Genomic DNA, 17,173 nt, shown 5'->3' with positions numbered 1-17,173 from the left:
CCTTCCAGGAGAAGAAGAAGCGCATTCGACAGTGGTGCGTCAGGTGGATCGCGGGAGTCGTAGCTCAGAACCGCGTGTGGGGTGACTGTGTCGGGTGGCTGTGTGGGGTGCTTGATGCGCATCGCGAATGAGCGATCCTCACCGACACTACCCGTCCCTAGTGGTCGCTTCAAGCACCCCAGCCGCCGCGAGTCGTGATCCCACGGGCGGCGCGACGGGTCCATGCTTGTCACAGTTGTCCCAGTTTTAGGTGATCCGGAAACTGTGACAACTCGATGACATCGCCGCAGGTAGGCGTGGGCCCGCCGTTGGGTTGTCACACCTTGTCACAGTTCCTTATCGAGAAGAAACACGTAGCGCTCGCGCGCGTCTGTGCTGGTCGTCCGGGCTGTTCGTGCACCGTTGTCACACTTTGGGTAGGAAAAATGATGTTCCGAGGAGATCCTCGGCCTTAGGACTTCTGCTTTTTCGTTGGGACGGTGGGCGGTATCCGGGACGCTCTGCCATCGCCCCAGGTCACGGCGATTCTTGCGTCCCAAAGTGCGTCCCAATCCCGCTTCATGGGCCGTTTTGGGATTGGGACAGTCGCAGAGCGCTTCGGGTAAACGCCCAGGTCACGAGGCACTTCGCTGTCCCAATCACATTGGGACGGGACTTCCGGGACGAGGCTGGAGCTGTCGACGCTCAGGGAGGGAGGCTCTGCCGCCCCCGACTGAAACCTCACAATCTGATACCCTCTAATCCATGGCGAAAACAGCACAACACGAACCCGGAGACTCGTCTATCCACGAGGTCGAACCGAAGAGGCAGGCCGACGGCTCCTACGTCATGCGGTGGCGCTGGTGGCCGTATGACGGCAGCGCGGCCAAGGACTACCGGTCGCGGGGACGCACCAAGGGCGAAGCGCGGGCGGCCGCCCTGGAGAAGCTCGACGAATTGAAGGAGGGAGCCGGCGGCGACGGTCGCTGGACCAAGGCCAGCACGGTGAGCGCCTACATCAAGGACGTCGTCAAGCCCGCCATCGAGTCGTCGACGAAGCTCAGCGACGACAGCAAGGCCCTGTACAAGAGGTCGCTGGTCCTGATCGAGGAGCAGTCGCCCCGCACCCTCGCCGACCTGGCGCAGTTTCGCCAGGCGGAGAAGGTCGTCACTGCGATCGCCGCCAAGAACGGGCGGGCGAGCGGTAAGACCGCGAGAAACGTCCTGAATCGCTGGATCTTCGGGCAGATGAGGCGTGACGGCATCATCGTGCAGTCGCCGCTGGCCGGCATGGACGTCGACCTCGGCAACGTCAAGACGACAAAGAAGAGCGCCAACGACACGGCCCTCACCGAAGTCGACTACAACAGGCTGCTCGACCACCTGCTCATGATTGACGTCGACACCGTCGAACTGCCCAAGCGCAGCAGGGAGGCCGCGCGCGACAAGATCCGCGGCGCCGTCGAAATAACGCTTCTTCAGATGACGACTGGGATGAGGCTCGGATCGGCTCGTCAGGTTGAGCCACACGAGGTCATCGACAACGCCAGCGGTGGGGTGAACGTCTTCATCCCCGCGAACAAGATCAAGGGCCGTAAGGCTGCGAAGATGTTCACTGTTCTCGACGATCGCGTCGCCGAGCGGGTGAAGGCGCGGCGCGACGCGACACCAGCCGGTGCCTATCTCTACGGCGCACCAGCCGATCGTACGAAAGTCTGGGACCGCCGCAACTGCACCCGCGAGATCGAGAAGTTGTACGTGTCCCTGGCGGACGAGCTGGGTATCGAGGAACTCAGGGAAGACATCAGGAGCCACGGGTGGAGGACGACGCTCAACATCATCCTCTACGCATTGCCCGCACACGTCCGAGCCGAGTGGTTCGGCCACTCCGAGGCTGTCAACGCCGCTCACTACGTCGACCCGACCGCCGACCTCTCACCGATGGTCGCCGCAGCCAAGGAGCGCCGGCTGCGCGTCGTCGGCGAATGAACCACGAACCCTCTAATAAACCCTCTATTGGCGGGACGACGCGGGTACCACCAGGGACGACTAGGGCTAGCTCTCGACCCTCTGGGGACGCTCTGACCAGCTAATTCGAGTCCGCGACCAGCGGATTCACCGCCCATGTTGGGCATACTCAGCGGGTTCGGGGTTCGAGTCCCTGATGGCGCACCATAACAGCAGGTCAGGCCCCTACCGGAGAAATCCGGTAGGGGCCTGACCTCTTTGTGGCCCCTCCAATGCGATTGGAGGGCCGACCAGGAACGCTCAGGCCAGCGGGGCAACTGCTCGCATCACCTTTTTTCTACATAGACGACCTGCTCGGATCGGCGACCATGCTCACGCCTTGCGGCATCCGCACCGCATGAGTAAGTAGCCATTCGCATTCGTTCATCGCCTGCGTCGCGTCGAGGCCCCCGCCGATCGCCGCCGACGGAGGGTGAGCGGGTCCGCAAGCTCTGCGCAGCCGAGATCAAGCTCCTCGTCTCTACACGCACCGACGGAACCTCGATGGGCATAGATAGGGTCATCGACTCTCCCGACGCCCTGACCGATCAGGCCGACGATCGCATTGCGCGGGCGAACGCGAAGATACGCGCCGACTGGGCCTCCGTCACCGAACGCCATCGAAACACCCGCGGCGGCAAGGCCCGCGCCTACAGCGTCGCGGTCGGCAACGTGTCGAACTCCGCGCCCGTCGATCGCGCCACCGACCTCTCCTTGCCTACGCGCGGCTCTACGAGGACTCGTTCCACGGGGACCCGCCGAGCTTCGACGAGTTCGATGCGAGTGATCGCTGCCAGGCTGCGGTGCGCGACGACGCCGCACCCCTCGTCGCTGTGATGGCCGATGACGGCGAGGTCATGGCTTTCGCCCCGGAGACGCCGGCCGACCTGTCCGCGGTGCTCGCCGATCCATGAATCGACCGCATGATCGCCGCCGGCTCGCTCCCGGCGCCCGCGACCTCAGCCGCGCCGAGGCGGCCGACCAGCGCAACGCCGCCGACGCGCTGGACCAGACCGGCCCGAACTTCCTCTGGTCGCTCGGCCAGACGCAGGAGACCGCCCGCGCCGCCCCGTCGATGCCGGTAGGCGCACGCTCTCGAATGGCGCCATGTCAGGACTCCCCCCGAGCGTGAGGTCACAGAAGGACCGAGGATTGGTCCCGTCCAGGGGCCATCCTCACCGAGCCGCACCCCTGACCCTAAACCGATCAGCCGAGCGTCTCTCGTATCTACTGTATGTACCCAGTGTTAGGGTCGACCTCCTTTAGGAAATTCTCAATAGAATTGCGGCACTGCTCCAGTGTCAGTTCATATTCCTCGTTGCCAACGACGAACATCGAGAATCCGTATCCCGGATTCGGTGAATCCACCCAATCGAACTGAAAACGGCCCCCGCCCTCGTTGGTGACAACAAACAGCTGCCCGTCAACATCAACGGTGATACTGTTCACATGATTCCACAATTTAGATCCTCAGACTTAGACCGTTGCTTGCCAGGAGGGTCCATGCGGCCAAGCATGTCGGCGTCGAGTTCGCCACGCCAAGTGTTCCGCTGGGAGCCGATGCAAACAAAATTCGCAGCAACCCTGTTGGCGGATCCGCCACCTGCGTAGACATCTTTCTGTCCACGCTCCCCACGGTGGGCCCACACTCCATCGGGGTTCCGAGTCTGCGACTGTAGCTGCAGACGAATCTTCATCCCCCGAGGGCATGCTTTATTGAGGTCGTACCATGCGGCATGCTGAGAAACGGTGTCCGGGTTCTTCGGATCCCAGGTAGATATGTGAATCGTATCGAAGTTCACGCCAGCGACGCACACATCGGACCTCGCGTTATTGCGGATCGGAATCTGATACTCGTTCATTCGCTCCGCGAGTATTGAGCCGCGTTCAAACCGTTGCTTATGAACTTTCGGCGTATGGATGAGCGTGTCGGCAGTAGGGTAGCCAAGGCGGCCGCTTTCGTAATTCTCGCCATTCCATGACTGCATAATCAGCCGACTAACCCAATGCGCCCCCGTGGACGCGGACCAGAAGATAGAACCATGTTCGTAGTCTGCCCTCCGCCCCTGCCCGTCGGCCAGTCTCGACTCAGCGGTAACCGGCGCCCCGAGAACCCCCTTATCACCACCGAGTGCGGCGTACTTGCGCCCGATCTCGCTGCGTGCGTCCGGCGAGATCGGCGTCACTGGATGCTGGTCGGGTCCGGGGTGCTCAAGGCCGCATTGTCCCCGACCATTCCGCTGACCATCCCTACCGAGAACGCCTACGCCACAGGCGACGTCTTCGACCACGTCCTCGCTGTCGAGGTCCCAGCACCAACCACTGACGATCTCGACGACCGGGCGCTCGACACCCTGATCCTGTTCACCGGTGAGGGTCCCCGGTACTCGAGCGCTCCGGCCATCGACGAGGTCCAGATCCTCGGGATCACCGAGCTGCGGACGCAGCGAGGAGACACCGGGCTGCCCGGACGATAGTCCACACCCAGCCCGTCGCGCCCGGCCGCACCACGACGGCGCCGTCGCGACTCACGATCCGGAAACGCACGTGTAAGCCGCTGCCGCACCGGCGTCATGCAGGGTTCGCCGGACTCGGCCGTTCCGCCCGGGGAGCCGCCCGGATAGGGTGAGGTCATGCCTGTAGACGGACGCCTGGTACCCGGTGACATCGCTCCCCCGTTCTCGCTCCCCGACGCGAACGGCGATCTGGTCTCCCTCGCCGAGTACGCCGGCCGGAAGGTGATCGTCTACTTCTACCCCGCCGCGATGACGCCGGGGTGCACCAAGCAGGCGTGCGACTTCCGCGACAACCTCGCGGAGCTGAACGGCGAGGGCGTCGCCGTGATCGGTATCTCCCCCGACAAGCAGGAGAAGCTCGCCAAGTTCGTCGCCCGCGACGACCTCAACTTCCCGCTCCTGTCCGATCCGGACAAGAAGGTGCTGACCGCCTACGGGGCGTTCGGCGAGAAGAAGCTCTACGGCAAGGTGGTGACCGGCGTGATCCGGTCCACCTTCCTGATCGACGAGACCGGCCACATCGCCGCCGCGCAGTACAACGTGCGGGCCACTGGGCACGTCGCCAAGCTGCGCCGCGACCTGTCGCTGTAGCGGCCGCCGAGTCACGACCCGCCACCGTGCCCGATCTCACCGAGCCACTGGTGCCGCGCAAGCGGCCCACCCAGGAACGCAGCCGCCGCAAGTTCACCGACATCCTCACCGCGGCCCGGGAGGTACTGATCGACGTCGGGTTCGACTCGCTGACCTGCGAGCAGATCGCCCAGCGCGCGGACGTCCCGATCGGCACGCTCTACCAGTACTTCGCGAACAAGTACGTGATCGTCTGCGAGCTGGATCGCGTCGACACCACCTCGGTGCGCGACGAGCTGACCGCGTTCTCCGAGGAGATCCCCTCGCTGGAATGGCCCGCGCTGCTGGAGAAGTTCCTCGACCACCTGGCCGCCCTGTGGCGCACCGATCCGTCCCGCCGCGCGGTCTGGCTGGCCGTGCAGTCGACGCCGGCCACCCGCGCCACCGCCTCGCTCAACGAACAGCTCCTGGCCACCCAGGTCGCCCGGCTGCTGGCGCCGCTGACGCCCAGCCAGCGGTCCCGCCGGGAGATGATGGCCCAGGTGCTGGTGCACACCGCCTACTCGCTGCTGAGCTTCTCCGTGCAGGACGGGCACGACCACGACCAGACCGTGCACGAGCTCAAACGCATGCTCGCCGGCTACCTGCTGCTCGAAGAGCTGGACTGAGCCCTCACCCCGCCTGACCGCGGAGCAGGCCGCCCGGCTCGTCGTAATACTCCGCCCGGGTCACCACACCGCCGGGCATCGCCTGCGCGAGGGTGAGCGAGGGCAGCACGGTGGTCCGCCCGGTGCCGCGGTCGCCGACGATCAGCGCCGATTCGCGAGCGGACGGCCAGAGGACCTGATCGGCGAGGATGACCGGCCGGTCCGCGGTCTCCTGGACATACTCGTCATCGAAGACGACGTCGCCGAACACGCCGGTCAGCGAGGTCAGTACCGCTTGTCGATCGGCATTCGACCACAGGCATTCGGCCTCGGCGTTGCAGGTGATCGAGAGGTTCGGCGACCGAAGCACCTCCCGGCCGGTCCGCCGCTCGGTGATCACCACCGCGAACTCCCGGTTGGCGACCGGCACTCCCTCGATACTCACCCGGTAGCGGTCGGCGATCGGCGACGTGCCCCGCATGATGTCCAGCTCCGGCTGGGGTCCCCACCTCGGCACCGGCGTCGACCCGGTGACCGCGCCGGTATCGGCCGCGAGGCGTACGAAGGACGAGCCCGCCGCACAGTTCTCGACGATCACCACCTCGCGCGGGTCGTCCTGGACCTCGCCGAGGGTGCAACCCGGCGCGACGACGTGCCGCCAGCGGTCCGCGCCGGTCCGGGGATCGGCGGCCCGCAGCACGGTCTCGTCGTCGCTGAGCGAGAGGAGATGGAATCCGGGTCCGGGCGGGCGGCCGTTGTCGGCGCCGTGACCGTCGACCCACCAGCGGCCGGACCTGACCCACGCCGTCTCGGCCGTGGCGGCGTCGACTCCGCGCGTCTGGACCGCGCCGTCCGGCCGGATCAGTGCGACGGCGACGATTCCGGCGTCCGGGAACGCCTGCACGGTGACCCCGCGGAAGATCCGGCCAGCCGATTCCAGCCGCCACCGCTCGGTCAGGCTGTCGCCGTTGTAGACGGTGACGCCGTGCGAGTCGGACGTGACGAATCCCGGGCCGATCGCGGTCGCGGTCGCCGCGGCCCGGACACCCCGGTCCGCCAGCGACTCGGGGGTGGTCACCACACGTGCGGGAATCGACGTGGTCACCGGGTGCCGATCACCGGTCACCAGGGTGACCGCGGAGGCATAGGTCTGCGGCAGGCCCACGACGGCCATCGTCGTCACCGCGGCCCCCACCGCCACCACCGCACCGGCCACCCGCGGGCTCGCGCGCAGCGGTGAACCGCTCCCACGCAGGATCGCCCCCACCAGCACCAGCGCCAGACCGGCCAGCGCGAGGTACCAGGCGGTGACGGTCGCGGGCAGTCCCGACCCCAGCGGGCCGCGCGCCGATTCCGGCGCCCCGCGCAGGCCGGTCGTCGAGCCGACGACCAGTACGGCGATCGCTCCGATGACGGCGACGGTGATCGTCGCGATGGCCGCCCGGGCGGATGCGGCCGCACTCACGGCGACCGCGATCACCGCGACGACGGCGACCACGATGATCGTCACGTTCACCGGGACCCGCACGTCACCGAAGATCGGTTCGGTGCGCTCGGCGAATTCCTGGGGATCGTTGGCCGTCCCCCGCCACAGCGCACCGGCGGCGGTCCACAGCGCGCCGACCAGTATCCCCGCGCCGACGCCGAGCAGAAGCACCCCGATGACCCGCGCCACCGAAATCGATCCGTCCGCCCCGCCTTCCGCCACGACGACGATCATCGCACGGTGGACGCCGGCGCTATTCCTCCAGGATCGCGACGGCGGCGGCCGTGGAGCCGTCGTGCGTCAGCGAGATGTGGATCTTCACCCCCGCGAGGTACTTCACCAGATCACCGTGCAGGCGGACGTGCGGGCGTCCCCAGTTGTCGGTGATGACCTCGATGTCGTTCACCGCGGTCTCCGGCAGCACCGGGGCCTGCGCGAACCTGCTCGACGACCACGCCTTGATCACCGCTTCCCGAGCGGCCCAGCGGACCGCCAGGTGCCGTGCCGGATCACCGGTCCGGGACGCCGCGTCGCGGCGCTCGGAGACCCGGAAACCCATCTGCATGGTCGATCCCGCCTGATCCAGCAGCGCGGCGAACTCCGTGACATCGACGATGTCCAGTCCGACTCCGATCACGCTCACTTGTACTCGCCCTCCGCGTCGAGACGGACCTGCGGATCCAGCAGCAGCGAGGCCTCGGCGTCGTGCTCGTCGACCGCCTCGTCGAACCGCCTGTTCGGCGGCCTGCGATAGGCCTGTTCGACGCCGCACATCGCCGACAGCAACCGCTGCTGTCCTTCGCGGAGCCGCTCGGCGGCCCGCGCCCGGTACTCCTCGCGCTCCGCCGCCGGCAGCGTGGCCAGGAAGGCCTCCGGATGGACGACGGCGACGAGACCGGACACGTGACCGAACCCGAGGCTGGTCAGCACGCCCGCCTTGAGCGGGAAGCGCTCCCCCAGTCGCAGCGGCTCGCGTGCCCACACCAGGTGCGGATACTCGGCCATCTTCTCGTCGACGCAGTCGAGGCTGCGGTTCGGCGGGATCACCCCGTCGCGGAGCACCTGGCACAGGCCGATCAGCTGGAAGGCGGCGGCACCGCCCTTGGCGTGACCGGTGAGCGACTTCTGCGACACCACGAACAGCGGCGCGCCGTCGCTGCGCCCGATCGCCGACGCGAGCCGCTCGTGCAGCTCGGACTCGTTCGGGTCGTTGGCGCGGGTCGAGGTGTCGTGCTTGGACACGACGGCCACGTCGTCGGCCGAGACGCCCAAAGTGGCGAGTGAGTTCGCCAGCGGCGAGCTGCCCGCCCCGCGAGCCGCGCCGAGCGCACCGAGACCCGGAGCCGGAATCGAGGTGTGCACGCCGTCGCCGAAGCTCTGCGCCCAGGCGACCACGCCCAGGACGGGCAGGCCCATCTGCGCGGCCACGTCGCCGCGGGCCAGCAGCACCGTGCCGCCGCCCGCCGATTCGACGAAGCCGCCGCGGCGCCGGTCGTTGGCGCGGGAGAAGCGGCGCTCGTCGATCCCCTTGGCCGCCATCTTGGCCGAGTCCGCGGTGGCCGACATGTCGCCGAAGCCCACGATCCCCTCGATGCCGAGGTCGTCGAAGCCGCCGGCGACGGCGAACAGCGCCTTGCCCAGACGGATCTTGTCGACGCCCTCCTCGACCGAGACCGCCGCCGTCGCACAGGCCGCGACCGGGTGGATCATCGCGCCGTACGAGCCGATGTACGACTGCACGACGTGCGCCGCGACCACGTTCGGCAGCGCTTCCTGCAGGATGTCGTTCGCCTTGGCCTCACCCAGCAGGGTGTCGACGTACAGCGAGCGCATCGAGGTCATGCCGCCCATGCCGGTGCCCTGCGTGTTGGCCACCAGTCCCGGGTGCACCCAGCGCATCAGTTCGGCCGGGCTGAAGCCGGCGGTCAGGAACGCGTCGACGGTGGCGACCAGGTTCCACAGGGCCACCCGGTCCACCGATTCGGCCATGTCGGGCGAGACGCCCCACCGGACCGGGTCGAAGCCGGTCGGGATCTGGCCGCCGACGGTCCGCGACAGGGCGAAGCGGCGCGGCACCCGGATCTCGGTCCCGGCAAGCCGGGTGACGGTCCAGTCGCCGGTGGCCTCGTTCGGCGTCACCCGGGTGCGCTCGGGATCGGCGGCGGCGAACGCGCGGGCCTGCGCCTCCGACGGCACCGAGAAGCTCAGGTCCTCGTCCAGGAACACCGACTCCAGCAGCGGTGCGGTGTTGTCGGTCATCGCGCCCTCATCGGCGTAGCGGCGGATGCCGCAGCGCTCCAGAACCGCGTCGTGATAGCGCTCGGCGATGTCCGACTCGGCGACCGGGTCACCGGTCTCGACGTCGTACCAGCCCGGCTTCGGCGCGGTGTCCCACTGGATCAGGCCGGTGGTCCAGGCGAGCTCCAGCACGCCTGCGGCGGAGAGCTTCTCGTCCACCTCCATCTCGAAGCGGGTGCGGGCCGAGCCGTACGGGCCGACCTCGCCGGCGCCCACGATCACGACCAGATCCTCCGGCCGGGCGTTCAGCTCGGGCCAGTCGATCCGGTGTCCGGTGGCCGCGCGGGCCGGTGCGGGCAGCGCGGCGACCTCGACGCCGTCCTCGACGGCGTCGTCGGACGTGGCGGCGGCCGCGGTCTGCTGGGCCTCCTCGGCGAGAGCCTTCATGTCGAGGGTGGCCTCACCGAGGCCGCCGGTGAAGTCGGCCTCCACCGGAGCGATCCGCGCGGCCGCACGCTGCTCGGCGCTGCACAGCCCGATCAGCTGCTCGGCCATCTCCTGCGTGCTCCAGGTGCGCACACCGGCCTTCTCGACGGCCTCGACCAGCACGTCGTTGCCGCCCATCAGCCCGGTGCCGCGCACCCAGCCGATCAGGACGTGCGCCAGGCTGGTGCGACCGCTCCACGAGTCCTCGGCGCTCCAGCGCTTGACCAGCGCGTCGAGCGCGGCCTTGCTCTCGCCGTAGGCGCCGTCGCCGCCGAACATGCCACGGTTGGGCGAGCCCGGCAGCACCACGTGCAGCCGCCCGGCGATGTCGTGGTCGGCACCGATCTCGGACAGCCCGGCGATCAGCCGTTCGACCGACCACAGCAGCACCTTCATCTCCAGCTCGGCGCGCGCACCGGCGTCGGTGAGGTCACCGGCGACGCGCGGCGCGGCGAACGGGAACAGCAGCGTGGGCCGCATCGCCGGCTTCACGACGGCGGTGCTCGCACCGAGGTTCTCCGTCTGCTCGGAGCCGAGCCACTCGGTCAGGGCGTCGACGTCGGTGTACGACGCCATGTTGGCCGGCAGCACCCAGAGCGCCGCGCCGGTCCGGGCGTGGTCGCGGTACAGCTTCTTGTAGAACGCCAGGCGCTCGGAGTTCAGCCGCGACGTGGTCGCGACGACGGTGGCGCCGCCGGCCAGCAGTTCACCGGCCACGGCCGCGGCGATCGAGCCCGCCGACGCACCGGTCACCACCGCGATGTCGCCGGCGAACGCGCCGGGTTCCGCGCTGACGGCGGCGTCGGCGATCGCGGCGTACAGCTCCGCGTGGGCCGGCCGGCCCTCGACCGCGGCCCGGTTCTCCCACCACCGCGCGTGTGCGGCGACGGTCTCCCCGGCCGCGGTGAAGCGGGCCGCCTCGGCCGAAAGCTCCTCGGCGTCGGTGAGCCACAGCAGCGCCAGATCCTCGCGGGCCGACGCCCAGCGGTCATCGATCAGCACGGCACGTTCTTCGTCGAACACCGGTGCCACGGTGCGCGCCCAGTCGGCGCCCAGTTCGGCACTGACCCGGTCGGCCAGCGCGCCGGCCTCCGGATCAGCCTCCGGGGCCGACGAGGTGTCGGTGAGACCGAGCTTGGCCAGGATGGTCTGCGCGGTCGCGGCCAGCACGCCGTCCGGGCCGGTGATCTGGTCGGCGAACTCGCCGAGGGCGGCGGCGTCGACGGTGGCACCGCCACCGCCGGCGGCCACCGGCAACTCCACCGCGATCCCGCGGGCGGCACCGACACCGCGGACGGCGCGGTCGATCACCGCGTCGAGGGCCTCGGCGTTGGCGACCGGACCGTCGAGCAGGTCACCGAGGTCACCGCCGCGCACCGAGGCGCCCTCGCGGGTGCCCAGCGCCAGCGCGACGAGGGTGTGCAGGGCCCAGCCCGATCCGAGCTGCCAGGCACCGGTGACCCGGTCGGTCACGTACGACTGGCGCTTGCCCAGCGGGCCGGCGATCTTGCGGAACTGGTCGCCGACCGCGTCGGTGAGCACGTCGCCGAGCGGCCGGTAGCCGCGGGCCAGCGAGTCGACGGTGGTGGCGAGAGCGGTCATGTCCGCCTCGGCCGCACCGTCGATCGCGCCGAGCCCGAGTTCGGCACCGACGTCGAGCAGGAGCTGGTTGCGGCGCGACGACACGCCGTCGCACAATGCCTCGATGGTGTCGACGGCACCGATCTGGTCCGGCCGCATCTTGGTCCACAGGGCGATCACCGACCGGACCGCGTCGGACGGACCGAACGCGATGTCGGCGGGGCGCGGACCGGCGGCCGCGGCCGGGGCGGCTGCGGCGGGCGCCGCGGCCGGAGCCGATGCCGCGGGAGCGGCCTCGGCGGCCGGGGCCTCGTCGGCGACGTCGGGCTCGGGCTCGGCGCCCTGGTCCTGCCCGGTGAGCAGCAGCGCGTCGGCCTCGGCGTTGAGGAGTTCGGCCGTCGATGCCGCGTACTGCGGCAGCTTCAGGGTGTTGCGGGCCAGGCCGGTGATGGTCGGCGCGGTCTTGACGCCGACCTCCACGAAACGCTGGGTCCCCAGACCGCCGGCCTCCGGCGGCGAGAACAGCAGATCCTGCGTCTCGATCCAGCGCACCGGGCTGGCGAACTGCCAGGCCAGCAGCTCGATCAGCATCACGCGGGTCAGGTCACCCGGGCGCGACGACCACGAGTCCCAGTCCGCCAGCACCGCGTCCAGCGGCTCGGAGGGCACCAGATCGGCGATCTCCTGGACGAACTCGCGCTCCAGATTGAACAGGCGCGGCACCAGGTTCGGGATGTAGCGGCCGACCAGGATGTCCGGGTCGATGTCGGCGGGCAGCAGCTCATCGAGCTTGCCGCGGAACTCCGGCACCCCGGCGCGCAGCACCGTCGAGTGGAAGGGCACGTCGATGCCCGGCACCAGGATGAAGGCGCGCTTGCCACCGAATTCGGCGACCCGGCGCACGATCTCGGTCTCCAGCGCCTCCAGCCCGCGGACGGTGCCCGCGATGGCGTACTGGGAACCGAGGAGGTTCAGGTTCACCACCTCGAGGTACTCCCCGGCCTGGTCGGCGATCTCGGCGACGAAACCGGTCACGTCGGCGTCGGCGAGCCCGAACTGGCTCGGCCGGATCGCGGCCATGCGGTAGTCGCTGCGGCCCTTCTCGTCACGCGGCACCAGGTGGTGCATCGCCGAGCCACGCTGGAACACGACCTCCAGGACGGCCTCCAGCGGCAGCACTCCGGCGCACGCGGCGAGGGCGTTGTACTCACCGACCGAGTGGCCGCAGGTGATGGCGCCCTCGACGAAGCCACCGGCCTCACGCAGTTCGGCGACCTGCGCGACACCCAGCGTCGCCATCGCGACCTGTGTGAACTGGGTCAGGAACAGCACGCCGTCGGGGTGGTGGTAGGTCTCGCCGTTCGCGATCAAGGTGGTCGGGTTGTCGCGGACCACCGCCAGGATCGAGAAGCCGAGAGCCTCACGGGTGTGCGCGTCGGCGCGATCCCACACGGCGCGGGCGGCCTTGCTCCGCGAGCGCGCCTCCAGGCCCATCCCCTTGCTCTGGATGCCCTGGCCGGGGAAAGCGTACACGGTGCGCGGGGCGTCGAGCAGCGCGGTCGCGGCCATCACCAGGTCGTCGCCGACCTTGGCGGTCACCTCGATCACGTCGCGTCCGGCGTCCATGCCGACCCGGTCGACGCGGATGGTGATCTCGTCACCGAGGCGGACCATGCCGAGGAAGCGGGCGGTCCAGCCGCGGATCGCGCGAGGGCTGGGCACCGGGTTGTCCCGGTCGGCGGCGGTCACCACCTGCTGCGCGGCGGCCGACAGCCACATGCCGTGCACGATCGGGTCGCCGAGGCCGGCCAGCTTCGCGGCCAGCGCATCGACGTGGATCGGGTTGCGGTCGCCGGAGACGACGGCGAAGCCGCCCATGTGCTCCGGCGCCGTGACGGCCGCGGTCCGGACGTGCTTGCGGGTTCCGGTGCGCTCGTCGTCCGGCGCGCCGCCGGCGCGCAGCGGATCGGCCAGGTCGGCGTCACCGGAACGGCCGCGGATGGCGAAGCGCTCGTGCAGGGTCGCGACCGGTGCGCCGTCGGCCTGCTCCACGGTGACGGTCACTTCGACGACGCGGCCGACGGCGCTGTCGTAGACCCCGCCGAGTCGCGCGGTCACGGTCAGCTCGGTGTCCGACGCCGGGATGTCGCCGGTCAGCTCGATCGCATGATCCAGGTGGACCAGGTCGAGGAGACCCTCCACCACCGGGAGTCCGGCGTCGGTGGTCGCGGCGCCGATGACGCTGAACACGGCGGGCCAGCACGTGGTGACCAGGGTGTCCGGCACGGCGAAGCCGAGCGGCATGGCCGGCGTGACGGGAGTCAGGTTGCGCGGCAGCGTGGCCGCGGTGACACCGCTGTGATCGGCGACCGAGTCGGCCTGCCAGGCGACCGTGACGGTGGCGGCGCCCGCGTCGATCGCGGCCAGCGAACCACCGGCGGCGACGGTCAGCAGCTCGCGCATGGCGGTGGCGGCCTCGTCGACGCCGACGCGCGGCACGCCGCCGTCGAGCACCGAGGCGTCCACGGCCAGCGGAATACGGACGTGCGTGCCGGACACCGGCACGGCCAGCTCGAACGACGCGGGCAGTGCGCCCTCGTCGGACAGCCGGGTCAGTCGTGCGCCGGTGGGCCCGTGATCGGCCACCTGGCCGTCGTACACCTCCCAGGCGTCGAGGTCGCCGAGCAGCGCGATCGGGTTGGCGACGATGCGCCCGGCCCAGGAGACGTCGACCGACTCCAGCAGCACGGTGATCGCTCCGGCCGACGGCACGGTCCCGGTGCGACGGCGGGCGTCGGCCGGCCAGACGTGCTCGCCGGCCTGCTTGAGCTGGTCGACGGTGTGCGCCTCGAAGCGGTTCAGCAGATCCCCGACCGGCTCGTTCGCCTCGGTGATGCCGGCGACGGCGACCGGTCCCGGGATGATGCAGACCTCGTCGGCTCGGTAGCGGGCGTCGTGCGCCTGCCACAGCGAGTCGCTGCGCCACCAGCGCCGGACGTCCTTGTCGATCACCGGCACGAAGTTGACGGGCTTGCCCGGGGTCCGGCACAGCTCCAGGAAGAAGGCGACGTCGGCCGGGTGCAGGATGTCGTCGTCGATCGCCGGGTAGGCGGCCGCCAGCGCGAGGATCGCGGCGTGCGGGCTGTCGACGTCGCCGTCGAACAGCGAGACGAAGGTTCCCGAGTCGAGGTCGTTCATCCGGGCCTCGGTGCGGCGGCACATGTCGGTGAAGCGCTGCGCCCAGGTGATGTCCGCCCAGGGCAGCGGGTCGGCGTCGGCCGGTCCCACCGAGAGGTCGGCGTAACGGGTGAGCCACTGCCGGTAGGTCATGGTGTCGACATCGCCGAAGTACGGCTTGGCGGTGCCGGCCATCGCGGCGATGATCTCGTCGCGACGCTCGGCGACGGCCTCGGCATCACCGGCGACGTCGTCGAGGAGGCGGCCGCAGCGGGAGGCGGTGTTGTCGATCTCGTGGATGTCGGCGCCGAGCTGGCTGCGCCCGGAAGCCATGCCGGCCTCGCTGTGCCCGGCGCCGATCCAGTCCTCGCAGCCGGCGGTCTCGACCAGCAGCTGCTTCACCTCGGGTGCGGTGGTGGCCTCCAGGGTGGCCATCGCGGCGGTGCCGATCAGGATGCCGTCCAGCGGCATCAGCGGGTAGCCGTGGCGGGCGGCCCACTCGCCGGTCAGGTAGTCCGCGGCGCGCTCGGGCGTGCCGATGCCGCCACCGACGCAGAGCACCACGTTGGGCCGGTCACGCAGCGCGCCGTAGGTCGACAGCAGCAGGTCGTCCAGGTCTTCCCACGAGTGGTGTCCACCGGCGCGGCCGCCCTCGATCTGCACGATCACCGGGAACTCCGGCACCTCGGTGGCGATCCGGATCACCGAGCGGATCTGGTCGACGGTGCCGGGCTTGAACGCCACGTAGTGCAGCTGCGCCTCGTTGAGCTCGTGGACCAGGTCGACGGCCTCCTCCAGCTCGGGGATGCCCGCGGTGATGATCACGCCGTCGATCGGGGCGCCGGCGGCGCGTGCCTTCTGCACCAGCCGCTTGCCGCCGAGCTGCAGCTTCCAGAGGTAGGGATCGAGGAACAGCGAGTTGAACTGCACCTCGCGGCCCGGCTCGAGGAGCGCGGTGAGCCGCTCGACGTTCTCGGCGAAGATCGCCTCGGTCACCTGGCCGCCACCGGCCAGCTCCGACCAGTGACCGGCGTTGGCCGCAGCGGCCACGATGGCCGGGTCGACCGTGGTCGGGGTCATGCCGGCGAGCATCATCGGCGACCGTCCGGTCAGCCGGGTGAACGGGGTGTCGACGACGACGCGGCCGTCCGGCAGCTCGGCCAGACGCGGCGCGTAGAGCGCCCACGGTGCCGACACCTCCGGGACGTTGCCCGGGACGAAGAGGTTGCGCTGTCCGCCGCGGGTGGCGACCGGCACGGCGCCGACGCCCTGCCCGCGGACCAGCGACGACGCCAGGCGGGTGGCCAGGTCCGACGGCCCGAAGTCGAGCAGCCAGCGTGCGCCGCTGGCCACGACCTCGCCGACCTGCGAGACCCAGTCGACGGGCTCCACCAGGATCGCGGAGGCGTAGCGGTGCGCGAGCGCCGGGTCGAGGCCGCAGCGCTGCGCCCAGTCGGTCACCAGGGCGATCGCCGGGGCCATGTCGGGGTGGTGGAAGGGCACGGTCGTCATGACGTTCTCGAAGACGGGTGCGAAGGGGCTGCCGCCGGTCAGCTTCCGCTTGTGCTCGTCGGCCGCGACCGCGGCCTTCTCCTCGCACAGGATCGCGAACGCGGCCAGGTGACGGGGAGCGCCGGAGATGACGACGGCGCGACGGCCGTTGTGCACGGCGACGGCCGGCGCACCGATCCGCTGATCGGCGGGCAGTGCCGACACATACTGCGCCAGCAGCACCTCGATGTCCTGCGGAGCGACCTGCGAGACGGAGAGCATCGGCGAGGAGTCGGCGGTGCCGGTCAGACCGCGGCGGCGCGCGGTGAGCGCGGCGGCCGCACCGATCAACTGGGCCAGCACCAGGAGCTGCGCGTCGTCGGCGTCGCGCTGCTGATCGCCGGCCGGCAGCGCCTCGGTGGCCAGAACGCCCTGCGAGTGTCCGACGACGGCGATCGGCGGGACCACCGCCGTGTCCAGGCCCTGCTTGGTGACCGAGGAGATCACCGCGAGCTGGCTCAGGAGCACACCCGGCAGCGACACGGTGACCTCGGCGAGGTCGGCGTCGCTGGGCACCGGGCGATCCTCGTCGAGGTCGTGCATCCAGGTGAGCGGGGTGAACGGCAGCGTGCCCGCACGCGCCAGGTCCTCGGCGACCGGCGCGAGCATCGCGCGCGCCGACTCCAGGACCTCCGCCATCGGCGCTTCCAGATCGGCGTCGATCACCGCTTCGGTGAACGTCGGCAGCCAGGCGCCGCCCTGTCCACCGAAGCTGACGGCGTAGGCCTCACCGGCGGCGAGACGATCGAGCAGGCTCGGTTCCGGTGCGGCGGGGCGTTCGTGGCGCTGACGGGAACGGAACTGGTCGAGGGTCACAGGCTCTCCTGAAAATGAGCGGTCGTAGGCGGTCGGCGTGGGTCGTCGTCGACCGCCCCATCATGACACGCAAATGTGAGGCTTTCCTCATGTTTGACCGCGACCTCGCAGTATACCCA

At 69.8% G+C, this 17,173-nt stretch carries 9 protein-coding genes; 5 read left to right on the top strand and 4 right to left on the bottom strand.

From position 1 onward, the window contains the following. The first annotated feature begins 744 nt into the window (after nt 1–744). Nucleotides 745–1,968, top strand: a complete 1,224-nt coding sequence (locus ACSEEN_RS00360; protein WP_440711937.1) for a hypothetical protein — start codon at nt 745–747, stop codon at nt 1,966–1,968. A gap of 928 nt (nt 1,969–2,896) precedes the next feature. After that, nucleotides 2,897–3,118, top strand: coding sequence for a hypothetical protein (locus ACSEEN_RS00355; protein WP_440711936.1), 222 nt, complete (start codon nt 2,897–2,899; stop codon nt 3,116–3,118). A 313-nt stretch (nt 3,119–3,431) separates the two neighbouring features. On the opposite strand, the gene ACSEEN_RS00350 is transcribed toward ACSEEN_RS00355, so the two are convergent. Continuing rightward, nucleotides 3,432–4,172: an LGFP repeat-containing protein gene (locus ACSEEN_RS00350; RefSeq protein WP_440711935.1), complete on the bottom strand. Its 741-nt coding sequence runs from the start codon at nt 4,170–4,172 to the stop codon at nt 3,432–3,434. 3 nt (nt 4,173–4,175) lie between these two features. Between ACSEEN_RS00350 and ACSEEN_RS00345 the strand changes: the two genes are divergently transcribed. From ACSEEN_RS00345 to ACSEEN_RS00335, 3 genes are all read left to right on the top strand, one after another. Continuing rightward, a complete protein-coding gene (locus ACSEEN_RS00345; protein ID WP_440711934.1) occupies nt 4,176–4,463 on the top strand; it encodes a hypothetical protein in 288 nt (95 codons plus the stop codon). A gap of 156 nt (nt 4,464–4,619) precedes the next feature. Further along, complete coding sequence (bcp, locus tag ACSEEN_RS00340; RefSeq protein ID WP_440711933.1) at nt 4,620–5,093, top strand: thioredoxin-dependent thiol peroxidase; 474 nt, start codon at nt 4,620–4,622, stop codon at nt 5,091–5,093. Between the two features lie 26 nt (nt 5,094–5,119). After that, nucleotides 5,120–5,740 (top strand): TetR/AcrR family transcriptional regulator, encoded by a 621-nt coding sequence (locus tag ACSEEN_RS00335; RefSeq protein WP_298446450.1) that lies wholly within the window; start codon nt 5,120–5,122, stop codon nt 5,738–5,740. Nucleotides 5,741–5,744: 4 nt separating this feature from the next. Here the strand turns inward: ACSEEN_RS00335 and ACSEEN_RS00330 are convergent, their stop codons facing one another. The 3 genes from ACSEEN_RS00330 to ACSEEN_RS00320 form a co-directional block, all read right to left on the bottom strand. Continuing rightward, nucleotides 5,745–7,394, bottom strand: coding sequence for a hypothetical protein (locus ACSEEN_RS00330; RefSeq protein ID WP_440711932.1), 1,650 nt, complete (start codon nt 7,392–7,394; stop codon nt 5,745–5,747). 64 nt (nt 7,395–7,458) lie between these two features. Then, a complete protein-coding gene (gene acpS / locus ACSEEN_RS00325) occupies nt 7,459–7,848 on the bottom strand; it encodes a holo-ACP synthase AcpS (protein ID WP_440711931.1) in 390 nt (129 codons plus the stop codon). Beyond that, the gene (locus ACSEEN_RS00320; protein WP_440711930.1) at nt 7,845–17,054 is read right to left on the bottom strand and encodes a fatty acid synthase subunit beta domain-containing protein; all 9,210 of its coding nucleotides are present in this window, start codon (nt 17,052–17,054) and stop codon (nt 7,845–7,847) included. Before ACSEEN_RS00320 ends, acpS begins: the two co-directional genes overlap by 4 nt. Between the last annotated feature and the right edge of the window lie 119 nt (nt 17,055–17,173).

The sequence above is a fragment of the Gordonia marina genome, from assembly GCF_052036135.1.
In the GTDB taxonomy this organism is placed as follows: domain Bacteria; phylum Actinomycetota; class Actinomycetes; order Mycobacteriales; family Mycobacteriaceae; genus Gordonia.
The sequence above is the reverse complement of the archived record's forward strand: the minus strand, read 5'-3'. Positions and strand labels throughout refer to the sequence as shown.